Genomic DNA, 26,214 nt, shown 5'->3' on the forward strand with positions numbered 1-26,214 from the left:
CCCTCACCGGATTTCCTGGCAAAGTTCGATCAGCACGCCGTAGGCGCTTTTGGGATGTACAAAACAGACCAGCTTGTTATCTGCGCCGCGTTTGGGCGATTCATTGAGGAGCGTAAATCCCGCATTGCGGAGGCGGTCCATTTCAGCAAGAATATCGTCGACTTCGAAGGCAATGTGATGGATGCCTTCCCCTTTCTTGGCAATGAAACGCGCAATGGCGCTATCGGGCCCGGTGGCTTGCAGCAGCTCTATTTTAGTTTGGTTCACTTTAAAAAACGAAGTCAACACCTGCTCCGACTCCACTTCCTCCCGCTTATAAGGCGCCGCACCCAAAAGCGCTGCATAGAGCGTTTCCGCCCCCAGAAGATCGCTCACCGCAATACCAATATGTTCTACATTTGTCATCATCCGTTCCGTTTACCGCACCACGGCGGCTCATTCCCCGTTCCACGGCGGCTCATTCACTCATTCACTCATTCATTCAGTGAGCTCCCCTACTTCCGGTTATCATCCCCCAGCATCATGCTCAAATAGCTCTCATAACGCGTTATCGCGATTTTCCCTTCCGAAACGGCATCCTTCACTGCGCAACCCGGCTCGTTGATGTGCTGGCAATTGTTGAAGCGGCATTCATTCAGCCTCTCTCGCATTTCGGGGAAGTAATGGCTGATTTCCTCCTTCTCCATATCTGCCAGACCAAGTTCCTTGATTCCCGGCGAATCGATGATGAACGTACCCTTTTCGAGCTCGAACATTTCGGCGAATGTAGTGGTGTGTACACCCTTGTTCGCAAATGTGGATACCTCCTGCGTCTTAATATCCAGGTCGGGCGCAATGGCATTCACCAGGGTTGATTTCCCCACTCCCGAGTGCCCCGACAGCAGCGAAACTTTGCCTTTCAAAATCTGCTTAAAATCTTCCAGACCGAGCTCCGCGAGGGCGGTTGTGGCGATACAGCGGTAGCCGAGCGACGTGTACAGTTCCATCAGCTCCGCCTGAAAACCTTTCATTTCATCATCCAGCAAATCCTGCTTGTTGAATACGAGCACGCCGGGAATGCGGAAAGATTCGATGGCCACCAGGAAGCGGTCGATAAAGCCAAGGGAAGTGCGCGGAAAAACGAGTGTTGCGATCAGAATGGCCTGGTCCACATTCGCGGCAATGAGGTGTGCGTGTGCGGTTTTATGCACCGAGCGACGGATCACATAGTTCTCGCGCGGCACGATCTCATGGATAATGCCAAAGTTTTCGCCCTCGTTCTCCACTTCAAAATTGACATAATCGCCGACGGCTATCGGATTGGTCACTTTCAGACCTAATGCTTTGAACTTACCTTTCAAACGACACTGCCAGATGTGCCCGTCCCTGCTATCCCTGACATCGTACCACGAACCCGTCGAACGAAGCACCAAACCCCTTATTAAACCCATTTGTCTTTATTTTGGAATCAGCGAATTTAAAAGGACTTTGGCAGAGTCCCTAAAAATTACCGTTTAAGTCAAAATCGGGAGCCAGATAAGTAGTTTTCAGGCGCGACTGATTTTTTATGAACATTACGTATAACCTGCTCCATTTTAGCCGGAATCCCCATTGTGACTGCGAAATCAATTAGAAAACGTTTGGCATATCGCCCGATCTGCTAAGGATTTTACAACAAATAATAATATTTTTTAAAATCAACGCCGTTTTTTCTGATTATTTCATACATTAGTACCACCCAATCGTAAAGAAAATTAAAAACATTATCCTATTAATATTTTCTACTCCGCATAATGGACTTAGTGGCAGAAGAACCGAGTTCGGTGATTGATATTCGCAAAAATCGCATTAGAAGCAGCCTTTTGCTGCATCTATATCAAAATGGGGACACTTCCATTAACAAAATGGCAAAGCTGTTCCACGCGAGTATCCCCTCCGCAACCGGAATTGTAAATGATCTGATGCGCGAAGGCTGGATCACCGAAACCGGGACTGGCCCGGCGAGAGCTGGCCGCCCACCGGTACTATATGGTCTGAATTCGAAAAAGTACCTCACGCTGATCATGGACATCAACCGCCATGACACCCAGCTCGTTATTTTCGACCTGCATAACCAGCTGATCCTCAAAAGAAAAGTTGCCATACGCCTCGACGACTCTGCCAACTTCCTGGAAGAGCTTTTTGCCTCGACCGACGATTTCCTGAAATCCAATAACATTTCACATAGCAAGCTGTGGGGCATCGGCGTTTCGATGCCGGGGCTGATCAACTCTTCACAGGGTATTAATTTAACTTACCTGAACCTTACACCGCCGGGTGTGCCGCTGGTAACGTACCTCAAAGAGCATTTCGACCTGCCCGTGTGCCTTTTCAACGATACGAAGGCCACCACCATCGGCGAGCACCGCTTCGGATATGCGGTAGATAAATCGCAGGTGCTCACGATCAATATCGACTGGGGTGTGGGTTTGGGCATTATCATCAACGGCGAGGTGTTCAACGGCGCTTCGGGCTTCGCGGGCGAGCTGGGCCACATTCAGGTGAAACCCGACGGTATGCTCTGCCATTGCGGCAAAGTGGGCTGCCTGGACACGATCACGTCGGCCATTGCGCTGATTCGCCAGGCCAAGGAAGGCATCCACAGCGGCCGGGCCACGATCCTGAAACAGATTGTGAACAACGACCTCGAACAGCTGGAAACTTCTCACATTATTGAAGCAGTGCACGCGGGCGACGAGTTTTCGATCGACCTGCTAAGCACCGTGGGAACCGAACTGGGCAAGGGATTGGCTACCGCGGTTCATTTGTTCAATCCCGAAGTGATTATTGTTGGCGGGTTGCTGGCCGAAGCGGGGCCGTTCATTTCCAACCCGATTGAGCAGGCGATCAACAAATACTGCCTGTCGGATTTTAAAAACCCGCTGTCGATCCACATTTCCAAGCTGGGCTCCAAAGCCCGTCTGCTGGGGACACAGGCTTACCTGTTCGACAACCTCATTACGAAGGAATTTTCCTGAAAATCATTGGCTGATGGTGCCTGAAAAGGTGCCGTCAGCGCATTGCCTCCCTTACTTTTTGCATGATCCGCCCGGTGGCACCCGTCCCCGAATGCACGTATTCGCGGCTTATTCCACCCGCCGCGGAGGCTGATCCTGGATTATTCACCCACCGTTCCAGCATTTGCAGCAACGCATTGGAATCAGCCATTGCGAATGCGCCACCTTTTTCGATCAGGTCTACGGCCTCCTGGAACCGGTGATAGCTTTTATTCCCAAAAACAACCGGCAAACCGAATGTCGCAGCTTCAAGGATGTTGTGCAGCCCGACACCAAACGAACCGCCTATGTAAGCCATATTTCCGTACCGATACAAGGACGAAAGCATCCCTATATTGTTAATAATCAAATAGTCAAACCCTTCCGGATTTTGCCCTGCCGCCACTTCCGAATACAAAATGGAACGACCGCTCAACTTTGCGCGCCAGCCGGCAATTTCGTCTGCCTTGATCTCATGCGGCGCGATGATCGCCTTCAATTTACCTGTCAATGCATTCAGCGCCGGAATGAGCACCTGCATATCGGCGTCCCACACCGAGCCTGCGATGAGACATTGGTTCCCGGATTTGAACAGGCCGATTTCCGGCAACTCGCGCGCATTGGACGCGATGGCCCGCACGCGGTCGAACCGGGTATCGCCTGCGATGCTGGCGTGGGTGATGCCGATGCCGCTCAGCAGTGTTACGGAAGCCTGGTTTTGGACAAATAAATGATCGAAATAGCCGAGCATTTTCCGGAAAAAGCCGCCGTACGGCTTAAAGAAAATCTGGTTCGGACGAAAAATGGTTGAAAAAGAAAGAATATAGCTTCCGTTTTTCCGCAGTTCGCGGAGGTAGTTAAACCAGAATTCATATTTGATAAAAAAGGCCACCTGCGGACGGGTGATTTGTACAAATTCCCGTGCATTGGAAGGCGTATCGATCGGCAGGTAGCAGATCAGATCGGCTCCCGTGTAATTTTTACGGATTTCATAACCCGAAGGCGAGAAAAACGTCAGCAATATAAAATGGTCCGGAAAAGCTTCGCGGTAAGCTTCGATCACCGGCCTTCCCTGTTCAAATTCCCCGAGCGACGCGGCGTGGAACCACGCTACCGGCCGCCCTGCCGACTGGGCTGGAAAAGTGCTGCGTAAGCGATCGAGAAGGCCTTTCCGGCCCTCGGCGCCGAGCTTTAATTTGGGATTGAAAGGTGCGACTAACCGGAATAGAAATGCGAAAACCTGAATGGCGACCTGATAAATGATTTTCACCAAAACTCTGATTAAAAGGATATTAGAAGAGCAACAAACGACCGGTATTTTAACCGAAAAGAGACGGCCAGGAGGCTTTTTTGTTTCTTTTTTCGTTTCAAGAACATAAATGTACAAAAAACCGTTAATGTGGTGTCGATATACAGCAGCATACGCTATTATTTTGTACTTTCACTGTTCATACGACACATACATAGTCACAGAGAATTTATACTAATAATATGATGCGTGTAAAACTTTTACTTTCAGTATCGATTCTGTTTGCACTATCGACAGAAATATACGCTCAGCGCAGGTCTGTGAAGAACGATGACACCGAGGAGACCTATAAATCATTTACCTCTGTGGGCATTACAACCAATACCAACTCGGGGATTCTCGGAGGCGCAGTATTCCGGCAGTCATCGGCATTGGGCTCGAAAATGTTTGGCAAGAATGCCTACCGCTACCTGGCGCTGGAATTGGTGAATGTGAAGCATCCGAAAGAACTATCCACACAAGACTTTATCACCGGCGCGAGGCTGGTATATGGCAAGCAAAACTACCTGTTTGTGCTGCGCCCCGAATACGGACGTGAAATAGCGCTTTTCAGCCGCCAGGACGACGAAGGCATCTCGATCAGTGGCATCATTGCGGCGGGTCCGTCGCTGGGTTTTGAGAAACCTTATATGGTGCAATACCAGGGCTCCGACGGCCGCGTGACCACCGAGCCTTTCGATCCCAACAGACCGGGCGATATCATCGGTGCAGGCAGCTTTTTCCAGGGATTCGGGAAATCGAAAGTGGTGCCGGGGCTGCATATTAAAACTGCCATGAGTTTCGAACTCAGCGCTTTTCGTGACAATGTGACGGGTGTTGAAGTTGGGTTTATCGCGGAAGCCTTTTCACGGAAAGTAACCATCATGGCCGATGCGCAAAACAAGGCCTTTTTTACGTCCGGATACCTGACCCTTTATTTTGGAAGTAAGAAAAGATAATTACCACTTTTATAAATTGACGGCGCACGGCAACGACGCGTCTTCGGAGATTACAGATTGATATGATTGAATTGCCAGTAATACCATCGGAACGCAGAAAACGTCCCGATTGGCTCCGGGTCAAACTCCCCGCAGGCCCTGAATTCAGGAAAGTAAGACAGCTGGTCGACAACTATAAACTCCACACCATTTGCGAAAGCGGCAACTGCCCGAATATGGGAGAATGCTGGGGCGCTGGAACGGCCACCTTCATGATCCTCGGCAATGTGTGTACCAGAAGTTGCAGTTTCTGCGCGGTAGCGACCGGCCGGCCCAACGAATACGACACCGACGAACCACGGCGCGTGGCGGAGGCGATTAAGCTGATGCAGGTGAAACACGCGGTGATCACATCTGTAAACCGCGACGAACTGAAAGACAAGGGGGCCGAAATCTGGTACCAGACGGTTCGCCAGGTGAAGGAAAACACGCCGGAAACGACCATCGAGACGCTGATCCCCGATGTGAAAAGCAATTGGGAGGCCCTCATTCACATGATCGAAGGAGGCCAGGAGGTGGTTTCGCATAATATGGAAACGGTGGAACGTTTATACCGAGCGGTACGCCCGCAGGCTAAATATGCCCGCAGCCTCGAACAGATCAAACGTACGAAGGAATACGGCCAACGCACCAAATCCGGCATTATGCTCGGCCTGGGCGAAACGCAGGATGAAGTGTACAAGGCAATGGACGACTTGGCCGAAAACGGACTTGATATCCTGACTTTGGGACAATACCTGCAACCTACCAAAATGCACCATGAAGTAATCGAATGGATCACACCCGAGATGTTCGATAATTACAGGGAAGAAGGGCTGAAACGCGGACTAAAATATGTCGAGTCAGGGCCACTGGTACGTTCGAGTTATCATGCGGAACGACACGTGAATGTACCCATCTGATTTGTGAAGATATATTGATCAAACGGCAAAGCCGGCGTAGTGGTACTATGCCGGCTTTTTTGCAATTTGGACGTGTTTTGGGAAGGAAAATCTATTCAATCGATAGAATTCTCAAACTGAATATCTAAAGGATTACTTATTTTTGCCGGTAATTAGAAAAAAAGCAAGGGATACCAATCCAGTAATAATCACACATTTAAATTTTTCTGTAACTTTTATTTCGTTTCCAATGCCATACTTATTCACCTCGGAGTCCGTGTCTGAAGGACATCCTGACAAGGTAGCCGATCAAATATCAGATGCACTGATTGACAATTTCTTAGCATGGGATACCAACAGTAAGGTGGCCTGCGAAACACTGGTAACGACCGGACAAGTAGTTTTGGCCGGCGAGGTAAAAACCAACACCTACCTCGATGTTCAGAAAATCACGCGCGATGTGATCAAAAGAATTGGTTACACGAAAAGTGAATACATGTTTGAAGCCAACTCCTGCGGTATCCTCTCGGCGATCCACGACCAGAGTGCCGATATCAACCAGGGTGTTGACCGCGCTGCTGCTGCCGAGGACTTCGAATCCAAAGCGAATGCACAGGGTGCCGGCGACCAGGGTATGATGTTTGGCTATGCAACCCGCGAAACGGAGAACTATATGCCGCTGGCACTTGACCTGGCGCATAAGATTCTTCAGGAAATGTCTTACATCCGCAACAACGAACCCTCACTGATCCCTTACCTGCGCCCCGACGCGAAATCACAGGTAACGATCGAGTATAGCGACGACAACGTGCCCCAACGTATCGATACCATCGTGGTTTCGACCCAGCACGACGACTTCGACAGCGAAGAAGCCATGCTCGCGAAAATCAAGGATGACGTTATCAATATTGTAATTCCCCGCGTGAAGGCGAAACTGACGCCTGAATTGCAAAAACTGTTCACCGGCGACATTACCCACCACATCAACCCGACCGGCAAATTCGTAATCGGCGGTCCGCATGGTGACACCGGCCTTACCGGTCGTAAGATCATCGTCGATACCTACGGTGGCAAAGGCGCTCACGGTGGTGGTGCATTCTCCGGAAAAGATCCTTCCAAAGTGGACCGTTCAGCAGCTTACGCGACGCGCCACATCGCTAAAAACCTCGTTGCCGCCGGACTCTGCGACGAAGTACTCGTTCAGGTTTCATACGCGATCGGTGTGGCTGAACCTTGCGGCTTGTATGTAAATACCTACGGTACCGCGAAAGTGGCCGACAACGACGGTGCTATCGCTGCTAAAATCGGAGAAATCTTCGATATGCGCCCGTACGCGATCGAGCAGCGCCTGAAACTGCGTAACCCGATGTATTCCGAAACAGCGGCATACGGCCACATGGGACGTAAGAACGAGATCGTTAAGAAATCATTCAAAGGCGCCAACGGCGAAGAGAAAGAAGTAGAAGTTGAACTTTTCACCTGGGAAAAACTCGATTTCGTAGATGCGATCAAGGCGGAATTCGCGCTCTGAGAAAGCACTTAAAGTATGTTTGGGAAGGGGCCGGCATTGCTGCCGGCCCCTTTCGCTTTTAGGTACGTTTTCAAAACTTTATTTCAGTTATCAACATTCGACCGCATTTTTGAAGCTAATAATCAAATTGGATGAAGCAATTGCTAATAATAATCCCAAAACTCCGTTCCCATAGAGCCGCCCCACTGATTTAAACTGCGTCATCCGCTTCCTTCCATGCAATATCAAAAAGTCAAATTCACAAATCCGGAGAAAAGTACTTTTTTTCCTACCCTAAGACACCGGGTCGATCAGTACTTCTCCGCCAACGATATCTGCAAGTCGGGTGGGAAAAGTATTATTTACAAGGCCATATTCATGCTGAGCCTGTACCTGGTGCCATACATCCTGATCCTTTCCGATCAGTTCGGCATACTCGCTATGGCAGGTTTTGCGGTTGTGATGGGGCTTGGCGTGGCGGGCGTAGGGATGTCGGTCATGCACGACGCGATTCACGGCTCGCTGGCGACTTCAAATTTGCTCAACCGGATTTTCGGCGCGTCGATCTACCTGCTTGGCGGCAATGCCTATAATTGGGAAGTTCAACATAACAGGCTGCACCACACCTACACCAACATTCACGACGTAGACGAAGACATTACGGGCAAATTCCTCCTGCGGCTCTCATTTCAGGAAAAACAAAGGTATATCCATCGTTTTCAGCACATTTACGCATTTTTTCTGTACAGCCTGATGACGCTGTCGTTCCTCTGGAAGGATTTTAAGGAAATATCCCTTTTCAATAAAATGTCTGGTTCAGGAATGACCAAGCCCTTTCCCCGAAAGGAACTGGTGAAACTGATATCCACCAAGCTGGCTTACGTGATATTTATATGCATCATCCCGCTCTGGCTGACGTCCATAACCTTCTCGGAATGGCTGATCGGCTTTTTGATCATGCACGCCACGGCTGGGATGATCCTCAGCACGGTATTTCAAATGGCGCATGTGGTAGAAGGTGCACAACAGCCGGAACCTGACAATTCGGGCTGCATTGAAAATGCGTGGGCCGTTCACCAGCTGCAAACCACCTCCAATTTCGCAGGAAAAAACCGCCTGCTCTCCTGGTTCATCGGCGGCCTCGACTACCAGATCGAACACCACCTCTTCCCCTCCATTTCCCACGTCCATTACCACGCATTATCGCCTATCGTAAAAGCCACCGCATTGGAATTCGGGCTCGTTTACAACGCAAAAACCAACTTCCGCAACGCACTTGGTTCGCATGTGAGGATGTTGAAAATCATGGGAATGAGGTAGTTAAGGAGTTTTAGTGACCAAAAAATCTGCTCCACAAGCCACTGCGCAATCAACGAACTTGTCATCGTCGGGATCTTGTGCAATCAGCTGCCAATGGTAAAATGGCTCGATTGCATGCACATTAGACAGGAAAAGTAATTGGGATAGTTGTAGCTCTGTCCTTTCAACACCTAATCGCCGCCCGATCTGTTCCTCTGCCAAGATTTCATTGGTAAAAAAAAGATTGTAATCCTTTCTCAGTAAGCCCAGAAAAATCGGATGGTATTGGGAATGACTGGGAAGCGAAACGAGCAGGACATTAGTATCCAGAACAACGTTCATTCATTATTGCCTGGCTTCGTTCAAAATGTCTTCCATATCTTGTTGAGCCCAGCCACTCTTATCCCATGCTGCATCCGCGTGGGAGGTCAGTCGACCGGCGAAGTAAGCGCCGAGCAATTCCTTTATATTTTTCAAATCTTCCTCACTGACCTGCTGCGCGTATAAATGCAGCAATTCCTGTTGAAGATTTGTCAAATTCGTTTTGGCTGTTGCGGGCATAATGAATGACTATTTATACCGAAGTTAACAATCTCCGGCGGCATAGTTAACCCGCATTGCTCATGTCAAAAATGCGCTGGCTCTTCCAATTCGCTGTCCCGCGCGACGCGTTCGATCATTTTCATTTTCTCGAAGTTTTTGGGCCGGGAGAAGAATGTGTAAATGGCCGGAATGACGTACAGCGTCAGCACGAGTGAGAACAGCAGTCCTCCCATGATCACGATCCCCATCGACATGCGGCTGCGGCCTGCCGAGCCCAATGCCATCGCGATGGGCAATGCGCCCAGGATCGTAGCAAGGCTCGTCATAAGAATGGGCCTGAAACGCAGCGTTGCCGCCTCCAATGCCGCCTCCCGAATACTTCGCCCTTGCTCCCGCAGCTGATTGGCAAACTCCACGATGAGAATACCGTTTTTGGTCACCAGACCAATCAGCATAATCATACCGATCTGGCTGAAAATATTGAGGGTCTGATCGAAGAACCACAGCGAAAATACCGCTCCGCCGATCGCCAGCGGCACGGTGAACATGATAATGAACGGATCGACGAAGCTCTCGAACTGCGCAGCAAGGATGAAATAGATCAGCACCAATGCCAGGAAGAAGGAGAACATCGTGTTGGATGAGCTCTCGGCATAATCGCGTGACGAGCCGCTCAATGCGGTCTGGATCGTTTCGTCATTCAATTTATCGCGGATACGGTCCATGGCCGCGATACCGTCGCCGATCGTCTTGCCGGGTGCCAAAGCGGCCTGCACGGTGGCGCTCATGTAGCGGTTATAGTGAAAAAGCTGCGGCGGACTGCTCTCTTCCTCGGCCCTCACGATGTTATCCAGCTGCACGAGACTTCCGGTATTTGTTTTGACAAACATGCTTTTCAAATCCAGCGGCTCGTCGCGGTTTGCGCGATCGTACTGCCCGATTACCTGGTACTGGCGGCCATTCATCGTGAAATACCCAAACCGCTGTCCTGCAAATGCGAGCTGCATGGTTTGCGCCACATCCTGCACCGATACACCAAGCGATTTCGCCTTCTCGCGATCGATCATGATCTGAATTTCGGGCTTGCTGAATTTCAGGTTCACGTCGGTGATGGCAAACGTGGGGTCGTTGGACACCTCTTCCATGAATTTCGGCAGGTATTCCCTCAGTTTCTCGAAATCGGGTGCCTGAATGACGTATTGAATGGGCAAACCGCCGCGGGAATCGACTGAGATCGTCTGCTGTTGCACGACAAACGACTTGGCGTCGGGCATTAGTTTCAGTTTTTTGTTGATATAATCGGCGATCTCCTGCTGCGATTCCTTTCTGAACTTCTTGTCTACCAGCGCAATCCGCCCGCTGCCGGTATTGGCCGCTCCAAGCCCAGAATTACCCGGCGAGGTGATGAGCATAAGGCCCTTTTTACCCGGCATGGAGTCCATAAGCATATTCCCTACATTCTGCACATAGCGATCGGTGAATTCGAACGATGAACCTTCCGGTGTTGTCATATTGATCCTGAACCAGTTGCGATCGTCCAGCGGAGCGAGTTCGGATTGCAGGTCTTTCCCGAAAAACCAGATCATACCCAGCGTAACCGCCACAATCGGGACCGCTGCCCAACGCATGTTAAGAAAGCGCTCCAGTGCATTGCCGTAATTGGCGGTGATCTTTTCAAAAAATGGCTCTGTTTTCTCGTAAAACCAGCTCTTTTTGTGCGTTTTGCGAACCAGGTACGCATTCAGCATGGGCGTCAGCGTGAGCGATACGAAAGCGGAAATCAATACAGCGGCGGAAATAACGATACCGAACTCGCGGAAGAGTTTTCCTACAAAACCTTCCATAAAAATAACCGGCAAAAAAACCGAAGCCAGTGTAATGGATGTGGATAAAACGGCAAAAATGATCTCGTTCGAGCCCTTAATGGCGGCTTCGATGGGGCTCATGCCCTGCTCGATCTTCTTGAAAATGTTTTCGGTAACCACAATGCCGTCATCGACCACCAGCCCGGTTGCGAGCACGATCGCGAGCAGCGTGAGCACGTTCACCGAAAAGCCCATGATGTACATGATAAAGAAAGTACCAATGAGCGAAACGGGTATATCAATGAGCGGACGGAATGCAATGAGCCAATCGCGGAAGAACAGGTAGATGATGATCACCACCAGCACGATCGCGATCAGCAGGGTTTCGCCCACTTCTTCGATCGAACGTTCTACGAAAATCGTGTTGTCGATGAGCGTGTCCAGTTCGTAGTCTTTGGGAAGTTCCTTTTTGATGGCGGCTATGCGCTTGTTGACCTCCTTTGCAATGTCGAGGTAGTTGGCGCCGGGCATCGGCGAAATCGCCAGACCTATCATCGGCACATTATCCAGTCGCAGGATCGTCTCCTCGTTTTCCGGGCCCAGCGTCGCCGAACCGATGTCTTTCAGATGGACCGTCTGCGTGGCGGAGTTCTTGATGATCATTTCATTGAAATCCTCCTCGGTACGGAACCGGCCGATGGTTTTTACGGTGAGCTCCGTATTATCGCCGGCCAGTTTTCCGCTGGGCAGCTCCACATTTTCCTTATCAAGCGCAACTTTCACATCCTGCGTGGTAATGCCCAGCGCAGCCATCTTAACCGGGTCCATCCAGATCCGCATCGCATATTTCTTTTGCCCGAAAATGCGGATTTCGCTCACACCTTCGATCGTTTGAAGGCGCTGGGCGATCACGTTTTCCGCATAGTCGCTCACTTCAAGGTGCGAGCGGGTGTTGCTGGTGAAAGTGAGCACGATAATCGGCTCCGAGTTTGCGTCGGCTTTGCTTACGACCGGCGGGCCGTCAATATCCAGCGGCAATGTCCGCGATGCCGAGCCTACTTTATCGCGCACGTCGTTCGCGGCACGTTCCATATCCACGCCAATGTCGAACTCCACCGTGATCTGGCTCGTTCCCTGGCTGCTGGTGGAGCTGATGGATTTAATGCCTTCGATACTGTTCAGCTGCTTTTCCAGCGGTTCGGTGATCTGCGATTCGATGATGTCCGCATTGGCACCGGTGTAGCTCGTTCGAATGGAGACCACGGGCGGGTCGATCGACGGGAATTCGCGCATTCCCAGAAATTTATACCCCAGGAACCCGAACAATATGATGAGCAGGTTCATCACAATCGCGAGAACCGGCCTTTTGATGGAAAGTGTTGAGATGCTCATAGGTTGACCTTCACGGCAGTGTTGGGTTTGATGGCAATGATCCCGGAGGTAATCAGCGAGTCACCCGGCTGCAAGCCCTCGATGATCTGGATCTTTTTGTCGGTGCGCAGGCCGGTGGTTACCATTGCCTCCTGTGCTTTGCCGTCTTTCACGATAAACACCTTTTTCCCTTTCAAAACCGGCACAACGGCTTCCGTAGGGATCATCATGGCAGCCCGGTTGGCGTCGAGATCGGCCAGCACTTTCACAAACATACCCGGTACGAAACGGCCGTCAGGGTTGTTCGCCAGGGCGCGCACGCGAAGCGTGCGGAGGCTTTCGTCCACTTTGGGGTCCACCGCCAGGATTTTGGCGCTGTATGTGGAAGGATCACCGTCGAGATTGAACTTGACGGTGCTTCCCACGCGAATGCTCGGGCTGTATTTTTCAGGAACGGTAAAGTCGATTTTGACCGGATTACTCTGCACAATCGTTACGATGGGCGTACCCGGAGCCAGAAATGCACCTTCGCTGATGAATTTCAAACCGATACGGCCGCTAAACGGCGCGCGGATCTCGGTCTTTTCGAGCTGGGCTTCGATCACTTCTTTCTCTGCTTCCAAAACCCGGATATTGTTGGAAGTAACATCGTATTCTTCGAGATTAATCGCCTCAACATTCAGCAGCTTTTTTTGCCTTGCTTCAATCTTCTTACTCAAATCCTGGTTGTATGCGATCTTTTGAAGCTGCGCCTGCAACTCGCGGTCGTTGATTTTCGCGATCAGCTGGCCTTTGGTAATGTATGCGCCTTCCTTGATGTCGAGCTTCACCAGCCGGCCCGAGATTTCGGACATCAGGTTCACTTCCTCGTTCGGCAAAACCGTTCCCGAAGCAAAAATCTGGTTCTCAATGGATTCCTTACCTACAATAAACACATTCACCGGCACGGCACCGCCCGATGATTTCGCATTTTTCCCGTCCCCACCTTTTTTCACCTCGGGTCCCTTGCCCTCGCCGGATTTGGAGAAAATGAATAACTTTCCCAAAACCAGCGCGACGATGATCCCCGCCACCAACATGATCGTACGCATAGAGTTACTTAAAAATAAAATTTGTTCAAGAAGAGTAGTAATTGGTTATATTCTGCAAAAGCATTATTTAAAGATACTTCATATTGTAAAAAGAGGCAATGTAGATGTTTTATACTTCTACATGGCATTGCTTTCCGAAGCAGTTTGCTGAATGACGCTTTCCGGCCGCTCAATGCCGTTTTTGGCACTGCGGTGTTTTGTTATATTTACCCTGTTCATCACAAACCAAATCTTCATCCGATGAAATTAGCGTACACCTTCGGTTACTATCTGATCATCACCATTATTATATCATTAACTATGCACACCTACGGACAGGGTTCATTGAAGAACTACGATAGCGAGTGGAAGAAAGTCGAAGCGCTCGCGGGCAAGGGGCTTGCCAAAGATGCATTGGCACAAGTGAAGGAAATATATGCGCAGGCCAAAAAGGATAAGCAGGACGCGCAGCTGATCAAAGCGGCGTTGTACATGACGGAATTGCAGGCGGAAAACCGCGAGAACAATGCCACCGCAGCCATACAGGAACTGGAAAAGGAAATGGCCGGCGCCACAGGCCCCGCACGGTCGATCCTGGCTAGCCTGGTGGCTTCCGAATATTACAACTATTACCAAACGATCAGATGGCAGCTCTACAATCGCACGGCTACTGTCGCTTTCGAAAAAGCCGATGTGGCAACCTGGGGCACGGAGGATTTTCACCAGCGAATCGGAGCATTGTTCCTCCAATCCATTGAGAATGAAGCTGCATTGAAGCCAACCAGGCTGGACCCGTACGACGCGATCATTACCAAAGGCAACATGCGCAAACTGCGCCCTACCCTGTTCGATTTGCTGGCATTCAGGGCATTGGAATATTTCTCTTCCGACGAACGTGAGATTAAAAGGCCTGCATATGCATTCGAAATCAACACGGCATCCGCGTTCGATCCCGCGGCGGATTTTGTGCACAGGAAGTTTGAAACCAAAGATTCGGCTTCTCTGGAACATCACGCGCTGCTGCTCTACCAGAAACTGATCGCATTCCACCTCGAAGATAAAGACCCCGCCGCATTGATCGACGCCGACCTGGCGCGGCTGCAATATGTGCGTCAGAAATCGGTACACCCTGATCAGAGCGAGCTGTATTTTATGGCTGTCAGCCACGTTGCGGACCAATATCAGTCAACACCGGCAGCGGCGCAGGCGTGGTACCTCAAAGCGGCCTGGCTGAATGAAAAGGCGGATGCCTACCAGCCCGGCAAAGATTCTACGGCCAGATTCGAAAGAGTGAAGGCCGCCGAGATTTGCCAGCGGATCATGCGCGAAAACCCGGAGACGGAAGGGGGCGCTAATGCATTTAACCTTCACAAATTAATCAACCACAAATCCCTTGTATTTTCAATCGAAGCGGTAAACAGCGATTCCAGGCCATTCCGCGTGTTTGTACGATACCGGAATTTCGACAAGCTGCATCTCCGCGTGCTCAAAGCGACGGAGGTATTGCGGAAAGCATTGGAAAACAACGAAGAAAGCGAAAAGTGGAGCACATTAGCCAAGCTTCAATCCGTAAAATCCTGGGAACAGCCGCTTCCCGACACCCGCGATTTCCAGCAGCATTCGGTGGAGATCAAGGCCGATGGGCTGCCTGCCGGTGAATACCTGCTCCTCGCCAGCTCCGACCCTGCTTTCCATAACACCAATGCAGCCCTCGGCGCGGCGGTCTTTTACGTTTCCGACATCAGCTATATTCAAAAAGAGAGCGATCTGTTCGTGCTGAACCGTGAAAACGGCGCGCCGCTGGCCGGTGCCAAAGTGCAACTCTGGGAAAGACGCTATGACTATAACACCCGAACCAATGTCAAAAGCAAAACCGCATTGCTGACCACCGATGCGAACGGACATTGCACGGTTCCGGCGCTCCAGAGAGATAACTACGGAACGCAGCGCCTCCTGGAAGTCACGCACGAGAACGACAGACTGTTTGTCCAGGAGAATGTAAACCAATATTACTATTACAACGAGCAGCCAGAAACCGAACACGATAACGTGGCAGAAGATATTTACCTGTTCACCGACAGGAGCCTCTACCGCCCAGGACAGACGGTTTATTACAAAGGCATTGTCCGAAAAGGCGAGAGCGTCCTCCGCAACCAGCAGGAGGAATTTACGGCCGCACTTTACAATGCGAACGGCGAGCATGTGGCCGAGGCCAGGCACCGCGTGAATGCGTATGGAAGCTTCTCCGGTTCATTTGCGGTACCGGGCAGCGGGCTTACGGGCAGTTTTCACATCCGGGTGAGGGACAATTCCCGCGTTAATTTTCAGGTGGAAGAATACAAACGTCCCCGGTTCGCAGTGGAGTTTGATACGCTGAAAGCGGCCTACAAAGTAAACGAGCAAATACAAGTAACCGGAAAAGCGAGCGCTTATGCGGGCAACGCCATTGATGGGGCAACGGTAAAATACCGCGTCGTGCGCAAGCCGAGGCTGTTATATACGGGGCTGCTCAAACGCTGGTGGGCACCCGAAGAGCTGATGGAAATTGCACATGGCGAAGCCGCCACCGATGCATCCGGCCGGTTTCAGGTCAGTTTCGAAGCAATTCCCGACCGGAGAGTGAATGTAAAACTCGACCCGCTTTTCGACTACACCGTCTACGCGGACGTGACCGATAGTAACGGAGAAACAAGAAGTGCGCAAACGAACGTGACCGTGAGCTACAAATCGTACGTGCTCAAAACCGAAATTCCGTCGGTAATAGACGTGCAGAACGCCAGGTCACTGTCGATCCGCACCGAAAACCTCGCGGGAGCATTTGTACCGGCGGAAGCGAGCATTCAGTTTACTAGGATTGAGCCGGAAAAGCGGCTGATCAGAAAGCGCTACTGGGGGCACCCCGATCTTTTTGTTTTATCCAAAACAGCATTTGTAGCCAGTTTTCCGCACGACGAATACGACCAGGAAACGGAAATGGAACAATGGGAACCGGCTGGTTCGCCGGTCGGCAAAACCTTGCAATTACAGGCCGGCAGCCCGGTGGACATCACCGGACTCGCACTTCCGGCAGGTTTTTACAAGATAGAAATCACCACCACCAATGCCGCCGGCGAGAAACTGAACGACGTCAGGTTCACCGAGTTGAAAGATTTTGAAGCAAAAAAACCTGCCTACCCGCAATACCTCGCCACAACACCCGGTAATGCCGCCGAACCAGGTGAAAAAGGAAATTATGCGATAGGGACCTCCGCCGAAAAGGCTTTCGTGATCAGCAGCACAAACCGGAAATCGGCGCCCGGCGGATTCTCCTATCTGACACTGAACGACGAGCAGCGGAAATTCGAATATACCCCTACCGAAGCGGATCGCGGCGGCTTTGCGGTCGATTATGTATTTGTAAAACATAACCGCATCCACAGGCACACCGAACACATTGCCGTGCCGTGGACGAACAAAGACCTGACAATCGCATACGAGACATTCAGGGACAAAACGCTGCCGGGAAGCAAGGAAACGTGGAAAATAAAAATCAGCGGCTACCGGAAAGAGGCCGTGGCTGCGGAAATGCTCGGAAGCATGTACGACGCCTCGCTTGACCAGTTTTACCCGCATCAATGGGTGAAACCAAACGTTTGGTCGGTCCTCACCGGCATGCGGCACTGGTCCGATGCCGGCAATTTCGCCTCCGTCAGTGCCTTCGCGCAATACGGAAATTTCAGCGAGTTCAAATCTTTCGACAAAAGATATGACGAGCTGATCGGCTATATCAACAAACGTCTCCGCCGGACCAGGACGCAATTGAGGGGCGCCGTGGGCGGAAGAGCCGCTCCTTTGAGTAAGGCCACGACAGTGCAACCCGCCCCGGAAAGTGACGTCAACGAGGACAGGGGTTTCATGAGCGTAAGCGAACCGGAGATGAACAAGCGCCGTGACGTCAGATACAAAGCAGCCAGTGATCCGAATGCCCCGGATGTCGACCAGCCTACCCCGGCTATCCGCAAGAATTTCAACGAAACCGCCTTCTTCTTCCCCGATTTGAAGACCGACAGCGAAGGCAACATTACCTTTTCTTTTACCATGCCGGAAGCGCTCACCCGATGGAAATTCCAGGCGCTCGCGCATACGCCGGAACTCGCTTTGGGTTACACCAGCAAGGAAATCGTTACGCAGAAAGACCTTATGGTGCAGCCCAATGCGCCGCGGTTTCTGCGCGAGGGCGACCGGATCAGCTTTCCCGTGAAGGTGGTCAATCTGGGAAGCACTTCGTTGAGCGGCGAAGTATCGCTCTCCCTTTCCGACCCCGAAACCAATGCCTCGCTGGACAAGCTCTTTAAAATCGAAAAGCCGTCGAGTCAGTTTTCCATCGCGGCAGGGCAGAGCAGCACGGCATTTTTTACTTTGGAAATACCAAAAGGTTTCAACAAAATGGTCACCTGGCGGGCAATCGCAAAGGCTGGAAATCTGTCGGATGGCGAGGAAAACCTGTTGCCGGTGCTGCCCAATCGCATGCTGGTGACCGAGAGTATGCCCATTTCGATGAAAGGCAATGGTACAAAGCATTTTACATTTGAAAAACTCCGCAATTCGTCTAAATCGGCGACCCTAACACATCAGTCGGTTACCGTAGAATACAGCAGCAACCCGGCCTGGTACGCAGTGCAGGCATTGCCTTACCTGATGGAATATCCCTACGAATGCGCGGAGCAGACCTGGAACCGGTATTATGCCAATTCGCTCGCCTCGCAGGTGATCAATGCGTCACCGCGGATCGCAGAGGTTTTCAAGTCATGGAAAGGGACCGATGCCTTGCAGAGCAGTCTTTCTAAAAATGAGGAATTGAAGTCGCTGCTCGTGCAGGAAACGCCCTGGGTTTTGGCTGCTAAAACCGAAGAAGCGCAAAAACGGAACATCGCATTGCTATTTGACCTCGCCAAAATGGAGAACGAGCTAAATGCGAACATGCGTAAATTGCAGGAAATGCAAAGCCCCAACGGAGGCTTTTGCTGGTTCAAAGGCGGCCCCGACGACCGCTACATCACACAGTACATTGTGATTGGAATCAGGCATTTACAAAAAATAAATGGCATCGCACCATTGCAGCAACCGGCCATCAACGCCATCCTCGACAAAGCGATCCCCTACCTCGACAAGCGCATCGAAGAAGATTACAACCGGCTTGTCAAGTCGAAAACGAACCTGGACAAATATGTCCCCGGCGCTTCGGAAATACAATATCTGTACGCCCGCAGCTTCTTTGTCGTGCCCATTCCGGCCGCCACGCAGAAAGCCTACACCTACTACCGCGAACGCGCCAGGCTCACGTGGACTTCGCAATCGAAGTTCCTGCAAGGCATGACGGCCCTGATGTGCCACCGCACGAAAGACAGCAAAACAGCCGGACAGATCCTCGAATCGCTACGGCAAACTGCCGTTCGCAACGAAGAGCTCGGCATGTACTGGAAAACCAGCCAACGCAGCTGGTGGTGGCAAGAGGCGCCCATCGAACGCCAGGCATTGCTGATCGAGGCATTCCAGGAGATCGCCAACGACCAGGCCACCGTGGCGGATTTGAAAACCTGGCTCCTCAAAAACAAGCAAACCAATAGTTGGGAAAGCACCAAAGCCACCGCGGAGGCCTGCTATGCGCTCCTCATGAACGGAAGCGACTGGCTCGCCGAGTCCCCGCAAACTGCCGTTCGCCTCGGCGGCACGGAAGTTAGTTCCAAAGAACAAAAAGCTGAAAATGGCACCGGGTATTTCAAAAAAACCATTGACTCAGGAATCACTGCACAAATGGGTAATGTGGACGTTGTGGTGAATGGACAATCGGGCACTTCCCAGCTCCCGTCGTGGGGCGCCATTTACTGGCAATATTTCGAAGATCTAGACAAAATCACCTTCGCCGATACGCCGCTCAAACTCAGCAAACAGCTTTTCGTAGAAACCAACACTGACTCCGGCCCCGTGCTCACACCGGTGCGTGAGGGCGGAACGGTGAAAGTAGGTGATAAAATCAAAGTCCGCATCGAGCTGCGTGTGGACCGTGATATGGAATATGTGCATATGAAAGACATGCGCGCTTCCGGCCTCGAACCGGTGAATGTCCTGAGCGGCTACCGCTGGCAGGGCGGCCTGGGATACTACGAAAGCACCCGCGACGCGAGCACCAATTTTTTCTTCAATGCATTGCGCAAAGGAACTTACGTGTTCGAATACCCGCTTTTTATCACTCACGAAGGCGATTTCAGCAATGGCATCACCACCATCCAATGCATGTACGCACCGGAATTTACCGCCCACAGCGAGGGCGTCCGATTGAAAGCATTACCTGCGAAGTAAAGCGGGCAGGAGGCAAGCGGGGTTACCTGGCTGCCTCCTGAATTTTTAAAATAGCACTTGCAAAAGCTTCCATGTCGGCCCGCTCTCCCAGCATGGCATGTTGGAGAATCCATATGGCATCGGTGTCACAAGCCTGCTCCGCCACCGGGCAATGCGTCTGGCTGTAATCGGCGGTGTCGGGAATGGCGTAGCACATCCAGGTTTTGTTCTGAAAAAGGGGCTGCTTGTAGAGCGGATGCGGGTAGCCCTTGAAGCTCGGAACTCCTTCGGCTGCAAGCATCGCCGCAAATTCGCTTTTGGGCAGCCCGCCGAACTCCGATGCGTCATATTTGAAAATGTAGATATGATACCCGTGTAAAGTGACGGCTTCCGTTCGTTTGAGCGGGGCTATGCCTTCAATATTCTCTAATAAACCATTCAAATACAACCCATTGCCATTTCTTTTTCGCGTTTGTGCTTCCAGCCGTTTGAGCTGTGCGCTGAGCAGCACGGCCTGCATTTGGGTAATGCGGTAGTTGCAGCCGGGATTGTAATGCTCATACCATTGTCCGCCTTCAACGCGGCCTACATTGCGGAGCGAATGCATAATCGCGTAGAGCTCGTCGTCATCGGTAATCACGATGCCGCCTTCGCCGGAGGTGAGATTTTTGGAGGATTGAAAACTGAAACTGCCCACATGCCCGATCGAACCTAATTTTTTGCCTTTATACTCGGCCCCATGCCCGTGCGCGGCGTCTTCGATCACTTTCAGCTGATGGCGCTTCGCAATATCCATGATCGCGTCCATATCGCAGGCAAGCCCGCCGAAATGTACCGGAATGATCACTTTCGTACGCGGCGTGATGGCTGCCTCAATCGCGGCCGGACTGATATTGTAGGTTTCCGGATCGATGTCCACGAACACCGGCACGCAGTTGCATTCGATCACCGACGACGCCGTGGTGATAAACGTGTACGGCGGCACGATCACCTCGTCGCCCGGCTCCACCCCGCAGGCCATAAGCGCCAGTCGGAGCGATACTGAGCCGTTCACGCACGTAATAGCATATTTACTTCCGCAATACTCCGCGAATGCCCGCTCGAAGCGCTCCACTTCATCCCCGCAATCGGGATTGCCCCATTTGCCCCCCGCCACGACCGCAGCTACGGCATTTACTTCGCTTTCATCATAAATAGGCCACGGGAACGTCTTTTCGATGGTTTTGGGTCCGCCGTTAATGGCAAGTTGTCGGGTTTTGCTGCTCATGGGATTGTGGTGCCTGAAATATCGTGGCCAGTTTAACGGAATACGATCACATGGCTAATTCGGGCCATTTCCGGCTCACAGGCGATCGCATTATAGTCTTTTTCGGCGACGACTCAGTACTTATCCCACAAACCCATAGTCGCATTCCATTCATGAACAACAGACAGTTACTTTACGCGCTGCTTGTGGCAGGCATGTCCCTGGGCACGGCCTGGGCTATCCGGGGCCAGTTTGGTCACGAGCAGGGCGCCGCCTGGGCGGGTGGTATCGGAGGCCTGAGCATTGTGCTCATTGCCAAGCGGAAAGATTGGTACGCCAAAGCATTTCAGCTTGCACTCGCATCCGCCGCCGGCTGGGGTGTCGGTGGGATTATCAGTTATGGTAAAGTGGTTGGGTTTGCGCGCGGGTTGGAGTTTGGTAATGTGTATTATGGATTCCTGATGCTGGCGGTTATCGGCGGACTATTTGGGTTGATGGGCGGCGGACTGTTCGGCCTCACACTCGCATCCACGCGTGAAAAGCCGGTCCTATGGCCTCAGCTCATCACCGAAATGACGGCCGGGGCGATCATTTTCTACTACCTGCTGATCGAGCAGCTAGGCTGGCTCATGACCCCTCCACGGTCCGAAGCCTGGGCAGCCTGCTTCGGGATGACCGTCGCGCTTTTCTGGTACATGATCCGCCACGAGCAGCGTTCGTCCATGCGGCTAGCGGTTTTTGCCGGGCTGGGCGGCGGGTTTGGATTTGCGTTCGGCAACTTTTTGCAGGTAATGGGTAATGTTTCAGGGATTCATTTCAATTTCTGGAATGTGATGGAATACTCGATCGGATTCTTTGGCGGTGCGGGAATGGCCTATGGCACTTTCACTTCCGAATGGCCGACTTCGGCCTACGAACCCGCGCCACGAAACCGCCTCGCAGCGATTGTGATCCTCACGCTCATCATCCCTTTTGTAGTTTGGGACCAGTCGTTCGAAACCAAAAGGCTTGTCGACACCATCCAGGGCTTCAACACGCTTGCGGACACGGCCGGGATCACGGTTGCCGTGCAATGGACGGCATTACTGCTGGTAGTCGCATTGGCAGGTTATGCCATTCGCCGATATTACATTTCCGCCAAAACCCTGGGCACCGATCTTGAATACAATGGCATCCAGCTGTTCTTCTTTCTGAACCTTGGCCTGTACACGATTTTCAGCATCCTCATCACCGCCGCATTCATGAGCCTGTACCGCATCGAGCAATACCTCTACATCCTGAATGTGGTCATACTGGGCTTTTTAATGAAAAAGACCCAAGCCAGTTTCTCCAACCGTGGCCTGAACATCAGCCGCTGGGCAATCAATTTCGCATTCATCATCGCCATTTTCGCCATCCTCACAGCCGTAGCGATCAGCACGCACGGGGAATTGAATGGAGCTAACAGGCGGTTTGAATAGTAGCAAGGATTGAATTAGTTTAGTGTTGGTTCCATTTTAGTAGTAAAAGAGTTAGATTAGTAAATTAAACGATTCTCAAATGGACGCACTGTCAGACATCGTTCAGATATTGAAAGAACTAAAACCAGAGCTTACGGATAAATATCATGTAAGCTCAATCGGCTTGTTCGGCTCGATTGTACGTGACGATTTCACTATCGACAGCGATGTGGACATTATTGTAGATTTCAGCCAACCTGTTGGCGTCGAATTCATCGATTTGGCAAATCTCATTGAAGACCGAATCGGCAAACCCGTGGATCTGTTTTCAAGAAATGGCGTCAAACCGCGATATTATCAAGAGATCGCTTCCGAAATAATTTATATCTAGCCGCAAGCCATCTCTGCTGGTTCAGGACATTCTTGAAAGCGGAAATAAAATACTTTCCTATACCGAAGGTCAATCATTTGACGAATTCATCGAGGATGACAAAACGGTTGACGCTGTAATCAGAAATTTTGAAATTATCGGCGAAGCTGCAAGCCGCCTACCTGAAGAATTCAGGGATCGTCACACCACAGTTGACTGGCACAAGATCCGGGGTTTTAGAAACCGCATCGTCCACGACTACTTCGGTATAGATTACGCCATTGTCTGGGATATCAAAACGCAGTACTTGCCCCACCTTCTAGCTGAATTGAGTAAGCTGAATTTGTAGCAAAATTTGACGGCATCCCACCCTTCTTGCTGAAATAGCACGTTCCTATCTGCGCAACCCCATCTCCCGCAAAGTAACCATCACTTTCTCCGGCTCGTCGGTTTGGATGACATTTGCGCCGGCGCTGGTTAGGTTTTTAATTGCCTCCCGGGCATTTCCTTTCCTGATTTGCTCGTCCGTGGCACCCAGGGCGTTGATCCATACCCTTGCACCGCGCTTGCGGATCGCAGCGCAGACTTCCGCCGTGTAGAACTTCGAATCTATATGGATTACCTCCGGTTGGAAGCGCGTCAGCGCAGAGTCGGCCATTACATGCGAGTATGCCCGGGGCATGATCATGTACTTTTTAGAAGCGGCGTCCACCTTCGAAAGCACCTCGTAATCGCTGTCAAAAAAGAATACATACTTCTCTGCATTCATTTTTTTCACCACTTTGATCACCTTGTCAATCTGCTCCGTTTTCAGGTCCAGGTCGACCAGTATCCGTCCTTTCGCAACCTGCAATGCTTCTTGCAGTGTGGGAATCATTTCGTCCGTGACCTGCCCATTAGAAACGAGCCGGAGCTTCCGCAAATCGTCGAATGTTTGCGTTTCGAGATCACCGTTGCCGGTGGTCGTGCGATCGACCTTGCCGTCGTGCATGAGCATCGGTATGCCATCCTTACTCACCTTAACGTCTATTTCGATGATGTCAACGCCCAGCCTGATCGCCTCGCGGATCGCGGGAAGGGAGTTTTCGGGTAATTCATGGTGCACCGCGCGATGCGACGCCACCAGCACATTTTTAGAATTTGGATTTAAAAACTCTTTGCGGATCGGACGAACCTGTGCGGACGTTTTGAAAACCAGCAAAAGCAACAAAAAAGCAGATAATGTAATCCGGGTCATTTACAATTTGAGATGATGAAAAACTATTTTGTGATCGTGAGCTCGTCCTTCACCTCGCCTTCGGGATTGTAGCATTTATAATGCAGCGTATTCCCTTTGATCGAAATGTGCTGGTACAGCGGGCCGTCCTTGTACCGGACCACCGCATAATCTTCGTCCGGCCAGCGTTCTTGCTTGCCCGGGATGCTGATGGACATCGTGTAAATTGTTCCCTTCGCAGGGCTTGCGGCTTCCTTCTGGTTGAACATCGGCTTCGTGCGCAGGTAGTAATGCATATGCCCGCTCATGACCATATCCACGTGGTATTTGTCAAAAAGCGAACACCATTCGCGCTGGATCTCGTCGTACGGCTCCTCGAAATTATAGGGAGGGAAATGGAACATCGCGAATTTCCACCTCGCTTTCGAGTTTTTGAGCTGATTTTCGATCCAGGCGCTCTGCTCCGGCACCGAAAGCGTAGCGTCGACCATCAGGAACAATGCGTCCTGATATTTGAATGCATACGTCATTTCCGAAGGCTGACCGGCGGGGCCATTCTCGGGCAGGCTGAACATCTCTTTGTACATCCACGCCCCGAGGCCATCCTGGCTGTCGTGGTTGCCCGGCACCGGCATGAGCGGACGTGTAGTGAATGTCGGTCCCGCATACGCCCAGAGCTGATCCCAGTCGTCGCGGTGCAGGCCGGTCGTTACGAGGTCGCCGGCTATGGAGAAAAACGCTGTTTCAGGATGTCTTTTGATCGATTTTCGAGCCATATCACCCCAAATCTTCGAAAAATGCGTGTCGCCGAACCAGATGAACGAAAAGTCCCGCACTTGGTCGGAGGCGGTCTGGAATGACGAAGGTGCCGACCACCGCGATGACCCCGTCCCGATGGAATACTGGTAAAGCGAACCCGGGCTGAGTCCTTTCAGTTGGGCGGTAAAACGGTTCACGAAACGGTCGTTCTGCAACAGCCGGTCTTCCATATTAAATGCCGAGGCATCCGTAAAAAGCGTGTCGGAGCTGCCCGATTTCCAGTATTTCACCCGGCTTTTGAGCACTTTTGGACTGGTGCGCCATTGGATAGCGGCCGTGGTAGCGGGGTCGCCGCTCCACGTCATCATTACCTGATCCGGCTTGTCGGAAGAAGGTATAGGCGTTGTTCTGAATGCATTGACCAAATGCGCCTCGCGCGCTCGGCCACGCACGGTAGTGAAGAGAACCTGACCGTTCAGCTCGTCAGGAACTTCGGTGAGCACCAGGCTGTCCCAATCGTGATAGGTAAAAGCGCCTTTTTGCATTGTTCCGAGCGCGTATTGTGCCGGAACGACGTTCGAAACGGTGAGCTTTTCCGCTTTATCCAGCGGTGCTACAGTTGTAAAATAAACGGGCCTGTCTTTGTCAAAACCATTGATGCCCAAGCCGATATTGCCCTTACCAAAATCCTTTTGCCACACTTCATAAGTGTATTCTTCGTTGCGAACAAGCATCGAAGTTTTCTTGAAACCACTCTTTTCGAGCCAGAAAGGCGGTACTTTCTGCCCTTTATGCCGCATGACCGACACCCGCACAGGCACATTCACCTCAAACGTCCAGAACCGCGTCGCCAATATCTCCTTATCCTGATCGCTGAGGGCGCTGAGCACATATGCATCGGAGATGGTATCGAGCTGCGCCGGCGTCAGGTTTTCATAAAACTTCGTCACCACGCGGTCGATTACCTCTTTCACCGTTTTCTCGGGCTGCTCGCCCTTTTCCGGGTAAAACGACATCCAGAGAGGGCATAGCAGTGCCCCCCAAAGCATTCTTTTATTGTTGATCATGGCCGTTCAGTTTCGCATCT

General features: G+C 51.4%; 19 protein-coding genes. 9 read left to right on the top strand and 10 right to left on the bottom strand.

Annotated elements, in window-relative coordinates:
• Positions 1 to 3: 3 nt before the first annotated feature.
• Together mce and rsgA are read right to left on the bottom strand one after the other, a co-directional pair.
• Positions 4 to 408, bottom strand: coding sequence for a methylmalonyl-CoA epimerase (gene mce, locus DFER_RS15830; protein WP_015812655.1), 405 nt, complete (start codon positions 406 to 408; stop codon positions 4 to 6).
• Positions 409 to 494: 86 nt separating this feature from the next.
• A complete protein-coding gene (rsgA, locus tag DFER_RS15835) occupies positions 495 to 1,430 on the bottom strand; it encodes a ribosome small subunit-dependent GTPase A (RefSeq protein ID WP_015812656.1) in 936 nt (311 codons plus the stop codon).
• A 453-nt stretch (positions 1,431 to 1,883) separates the two neighbouring features.
• Here rsgA and DFER_RS15840 point away from each other — a divergent pair, with 453 nt between their 5' ends.
• Complete coding sequence (locus DFER_RS15840; RefSeq protein WP_229206017.1) at positions 1,884 to 2,996, top strand: ROK family protein; 1,113 nt, start codon at positions 1,884 to 1,886, stop codon at positions 2,994 to 2,996.
• Between the two features lie 34 nt (positions 2,997 to 3,030).
• Here the strand turns inward: DFER_RS15840 and DFER_RS15845 are convergent, their stop codons facing one another.
• A complete protein-coding gene (locus tag DFER_RS15845) occupies positions 3,031 to 4,287 on the bottom strand; it encodes a 3-deoxy-D-manno-octulosonic acid transferase (RefSeq protein WP_015812658.1) in 1,257 nt (418 codons plus the stop codon).
• 296 nt (positions 4,288 to 4,583) lie between these two features.
• Between DFER_RS15845 and DFER_RS15850 the strand changes: the two genes are divergently transcribed.
• The 4 genes from DFER_RS15850 (at position 4,584) to DFER_RS15865 (ending at position 9,011) form a co-directional block, all read left to right on the top strand.
• Positions 4,584 to 5,261 carry a hypothetical protein gene (locus tag DFER_RS15850; protein ID WP_229206018.1) on the top strand — a complete coding sequence of 226 codons (678 nt, stop codon included), beginning with the start codon at positions 4,584 to 4,586 and terminating at the stop codon, positions 5,259 to 5,261.
• 62 nt (positions 5,262 to 5,323) lie between these two features.
• A complete protein-coding gene (gene lipA, locus DFER_RS15855; RefSeq protein WP_015812660.1) occupies positions 5,324 to 6,202 on the top strand; it encodes a lipoyl synthase in 879 nt (292 codons plus the stop codon).
• 229 nt (positions 6,203 to 6,431) lie between these two features.
• On the top strand, positions 6,432 to 7,712 hold the full coding sequence (gene metK, locus DFER_RS15860; protein ID WP_015812661.1) for a methionine adenosyltransferase: 1,281 nt from the start codon (positions 6,432 to 6,434) through the stop codon (positions 7,710 to 7,712).
• 216 nt (positions 7,713 to 7,928) lie between these two features.
• Entirely contained in the window at positions 7,929 to 9,011 is a 1,083-nt protein-coding gene (locus DFER_RS15865; protein WP_015812662.1) for a fatty acid desaturase family protein, read from the top strand.
• Here DFER_RS15865 and DFER_RS15870 read toward each other — a convergent pair whose 3' ends face one another.
• The 4 genes from DFER_RS15870 to DFER_RS15885 form a co-directional block, all read right to left on the bottom strand.
• Positions 9,012 to 9,332, bottom strand: coding sequence for a PIN domain-containing protein (locus DFER_RS15870; RefSeq protein WP_015812663.1), 321 nt, complete (start codon positions 9,330 to 9,332; stop codon positions 9,012 to 9,014).
• A gap of 3 nt (positions 9,333 to 9,335) precedes the next feature.
• On the bottom strand, positions 9,336 to 9,551 hold the full coding sequence (locus DFER_RS15875) for a DUF8507 family protein (protein WP_015812664.1): 216 nt from the start codon (positions 9,549 to 9,551) through the stop codon (positions 9,336 to 9,338).
• 65 nt (positions 9,552 to 9,616) lie between these two features.
• Entirely contained in the window at positions 9,617 to 12,730 is a 3,114-nt protein-coding gene (locus tag DFER_RS15880; RefSeq protein ID WP_015812665.1) for an efflux RND transporter permease subunit, read from the bottom strand.
• Positions 12,727 to 13,800, bottom strand: coding sequence for an efflux RND transporter periplasmic adaptor subunit (locus DFER_RS15885; RefSeq protein WP_015812666.1), 1,074 nt, complete (start codon positions 13,798 to 13,800; stop codon positions 12,727 to 12,729). Before DFER_RS15885 ends, DFER_RS15880 begins: the two co-directional genes overlap by 4 nt.
• 240 nt (positions 13,801 to 14,040) lie before the next feature.
• Between DFER_RS15885 and DFER_RS15890 the strand changes: the two genes are divergently transcribed.
• Positions 14,041 to 20,118 (top strand): alpha-2-macroglobulin family protein, encoded by a 6,078-nt coding sequence (locus DFER_RS15890; RefSeq protein ID WP_015812668.1) that lies wholly within the window; start codon positions 14,041 to 14,043, stop codon positions 20,116 to 20,118.
• A gap of 22 nt (positions 20,119 to 20,140) precedes the next feature.
• Here the strand turns inward: DFER_RS15890 and DFER_RS15895 are convergent, their stop codons facing one another.
• Complete coding sequence (locus DFER_RS15895) at positions 20,141 to 21,364, bottom strand: DegT/DnrJ/EryC1/StrS family aminotransferase (RefSeq protein ID WP_015812669.1); 1,224 nt, start codon at positions 21,362 to 21,364, stop codon at positions 20,141 to 20,143.
• A 152-nt stretch (positions 21,365 to 21,516) separates the two neighbouring features.
• Between DFER_RS15895 and DFER_RS15900 the strand changes: the two genes are divergently transcribed.
• The 3 genes from DFER_RS15900 (at position 21,517) to DFER_RS29630 (ending at position 23,501) form a co-directional block, all read left to right on the top strand.
• Positions 21,517 to 22,803 (top strand): hypothetical protein, encoded by a 1,287-nt coding sequence (locus DFER_RS15900; RefSeq protein WP_041735199.1) that lies wholly within the window; start codon positions 21,517 to 21,519, stop codon positions 22,801 to 22,803.
• A gap of 79 nt (positions 22,804 to 22,882) precedes the next feature.
• Positions 22,883 to 23,173: a nucleotidyltransferase family protein gene (locus DFER_RS15905; RefSeq protein ID WP_015812671.1), complete on the top strand. Its 291-nt coding sequence runs from the start codon at positions 22,883 to 22,885 to the stop codon at positions 23,171 to 23,173.
• Positions 23,174 to 23,261: 88 nt separating this feature from the next.
• Complete coding sequence (locus DFER_RS29630; RefSeq protein WP_229206269.1) at positions 23,262 to 23,501, top strand: HepT-like ribonuclease domain-containing protein; 240 nt, start codon at positions 23,262 to 23,264, stop codon at positions 23,499 to 23,501.
• 45 nt (positions 23,502 to 23,546) lie between these two features.
• Here DFER_RS29630 and DFER_RS29265 read toward each other — a convergent pair whose 3' ends face one another.
• Positions 23,547 to 24,389: a glycerophosphodiester phosphodiesterase family protein gene (locus DFER_RS29265; protein WP_015812672.1), complete on the bottom strand. Its 843-nt coding sequence runs from the start codon at positions 24,387 to 24,389 to the stop codon at positions 23,547 to 23,549.
• A 23-nt stretch (positions 24,390 to 24,412) separates the two neighbouring features.
• A complete protein-coding gene (locus tag DFER_RS15915; RefSeq protein WP_015812673.1) occupies positions 24,413 to 26,194 on the bottom strand; it encodes a purple acid phosphatase family protein in 1,782 nt (593 codons plus the stop codon).
• Positions 26,195 to 26,214: the final 20 nt, after the last annotated feature.

This window comes from Dyadobacter fermentans DSM 18053 (assembly GCF_000023125.1).
GTDB classification, from domain to species: domain Bacteria; phylum Bacteroidota; class Bacteroidia; order Cytophagales; family Spirosomataceae; genus Dyadobacter; species Dyadobacter fermentans.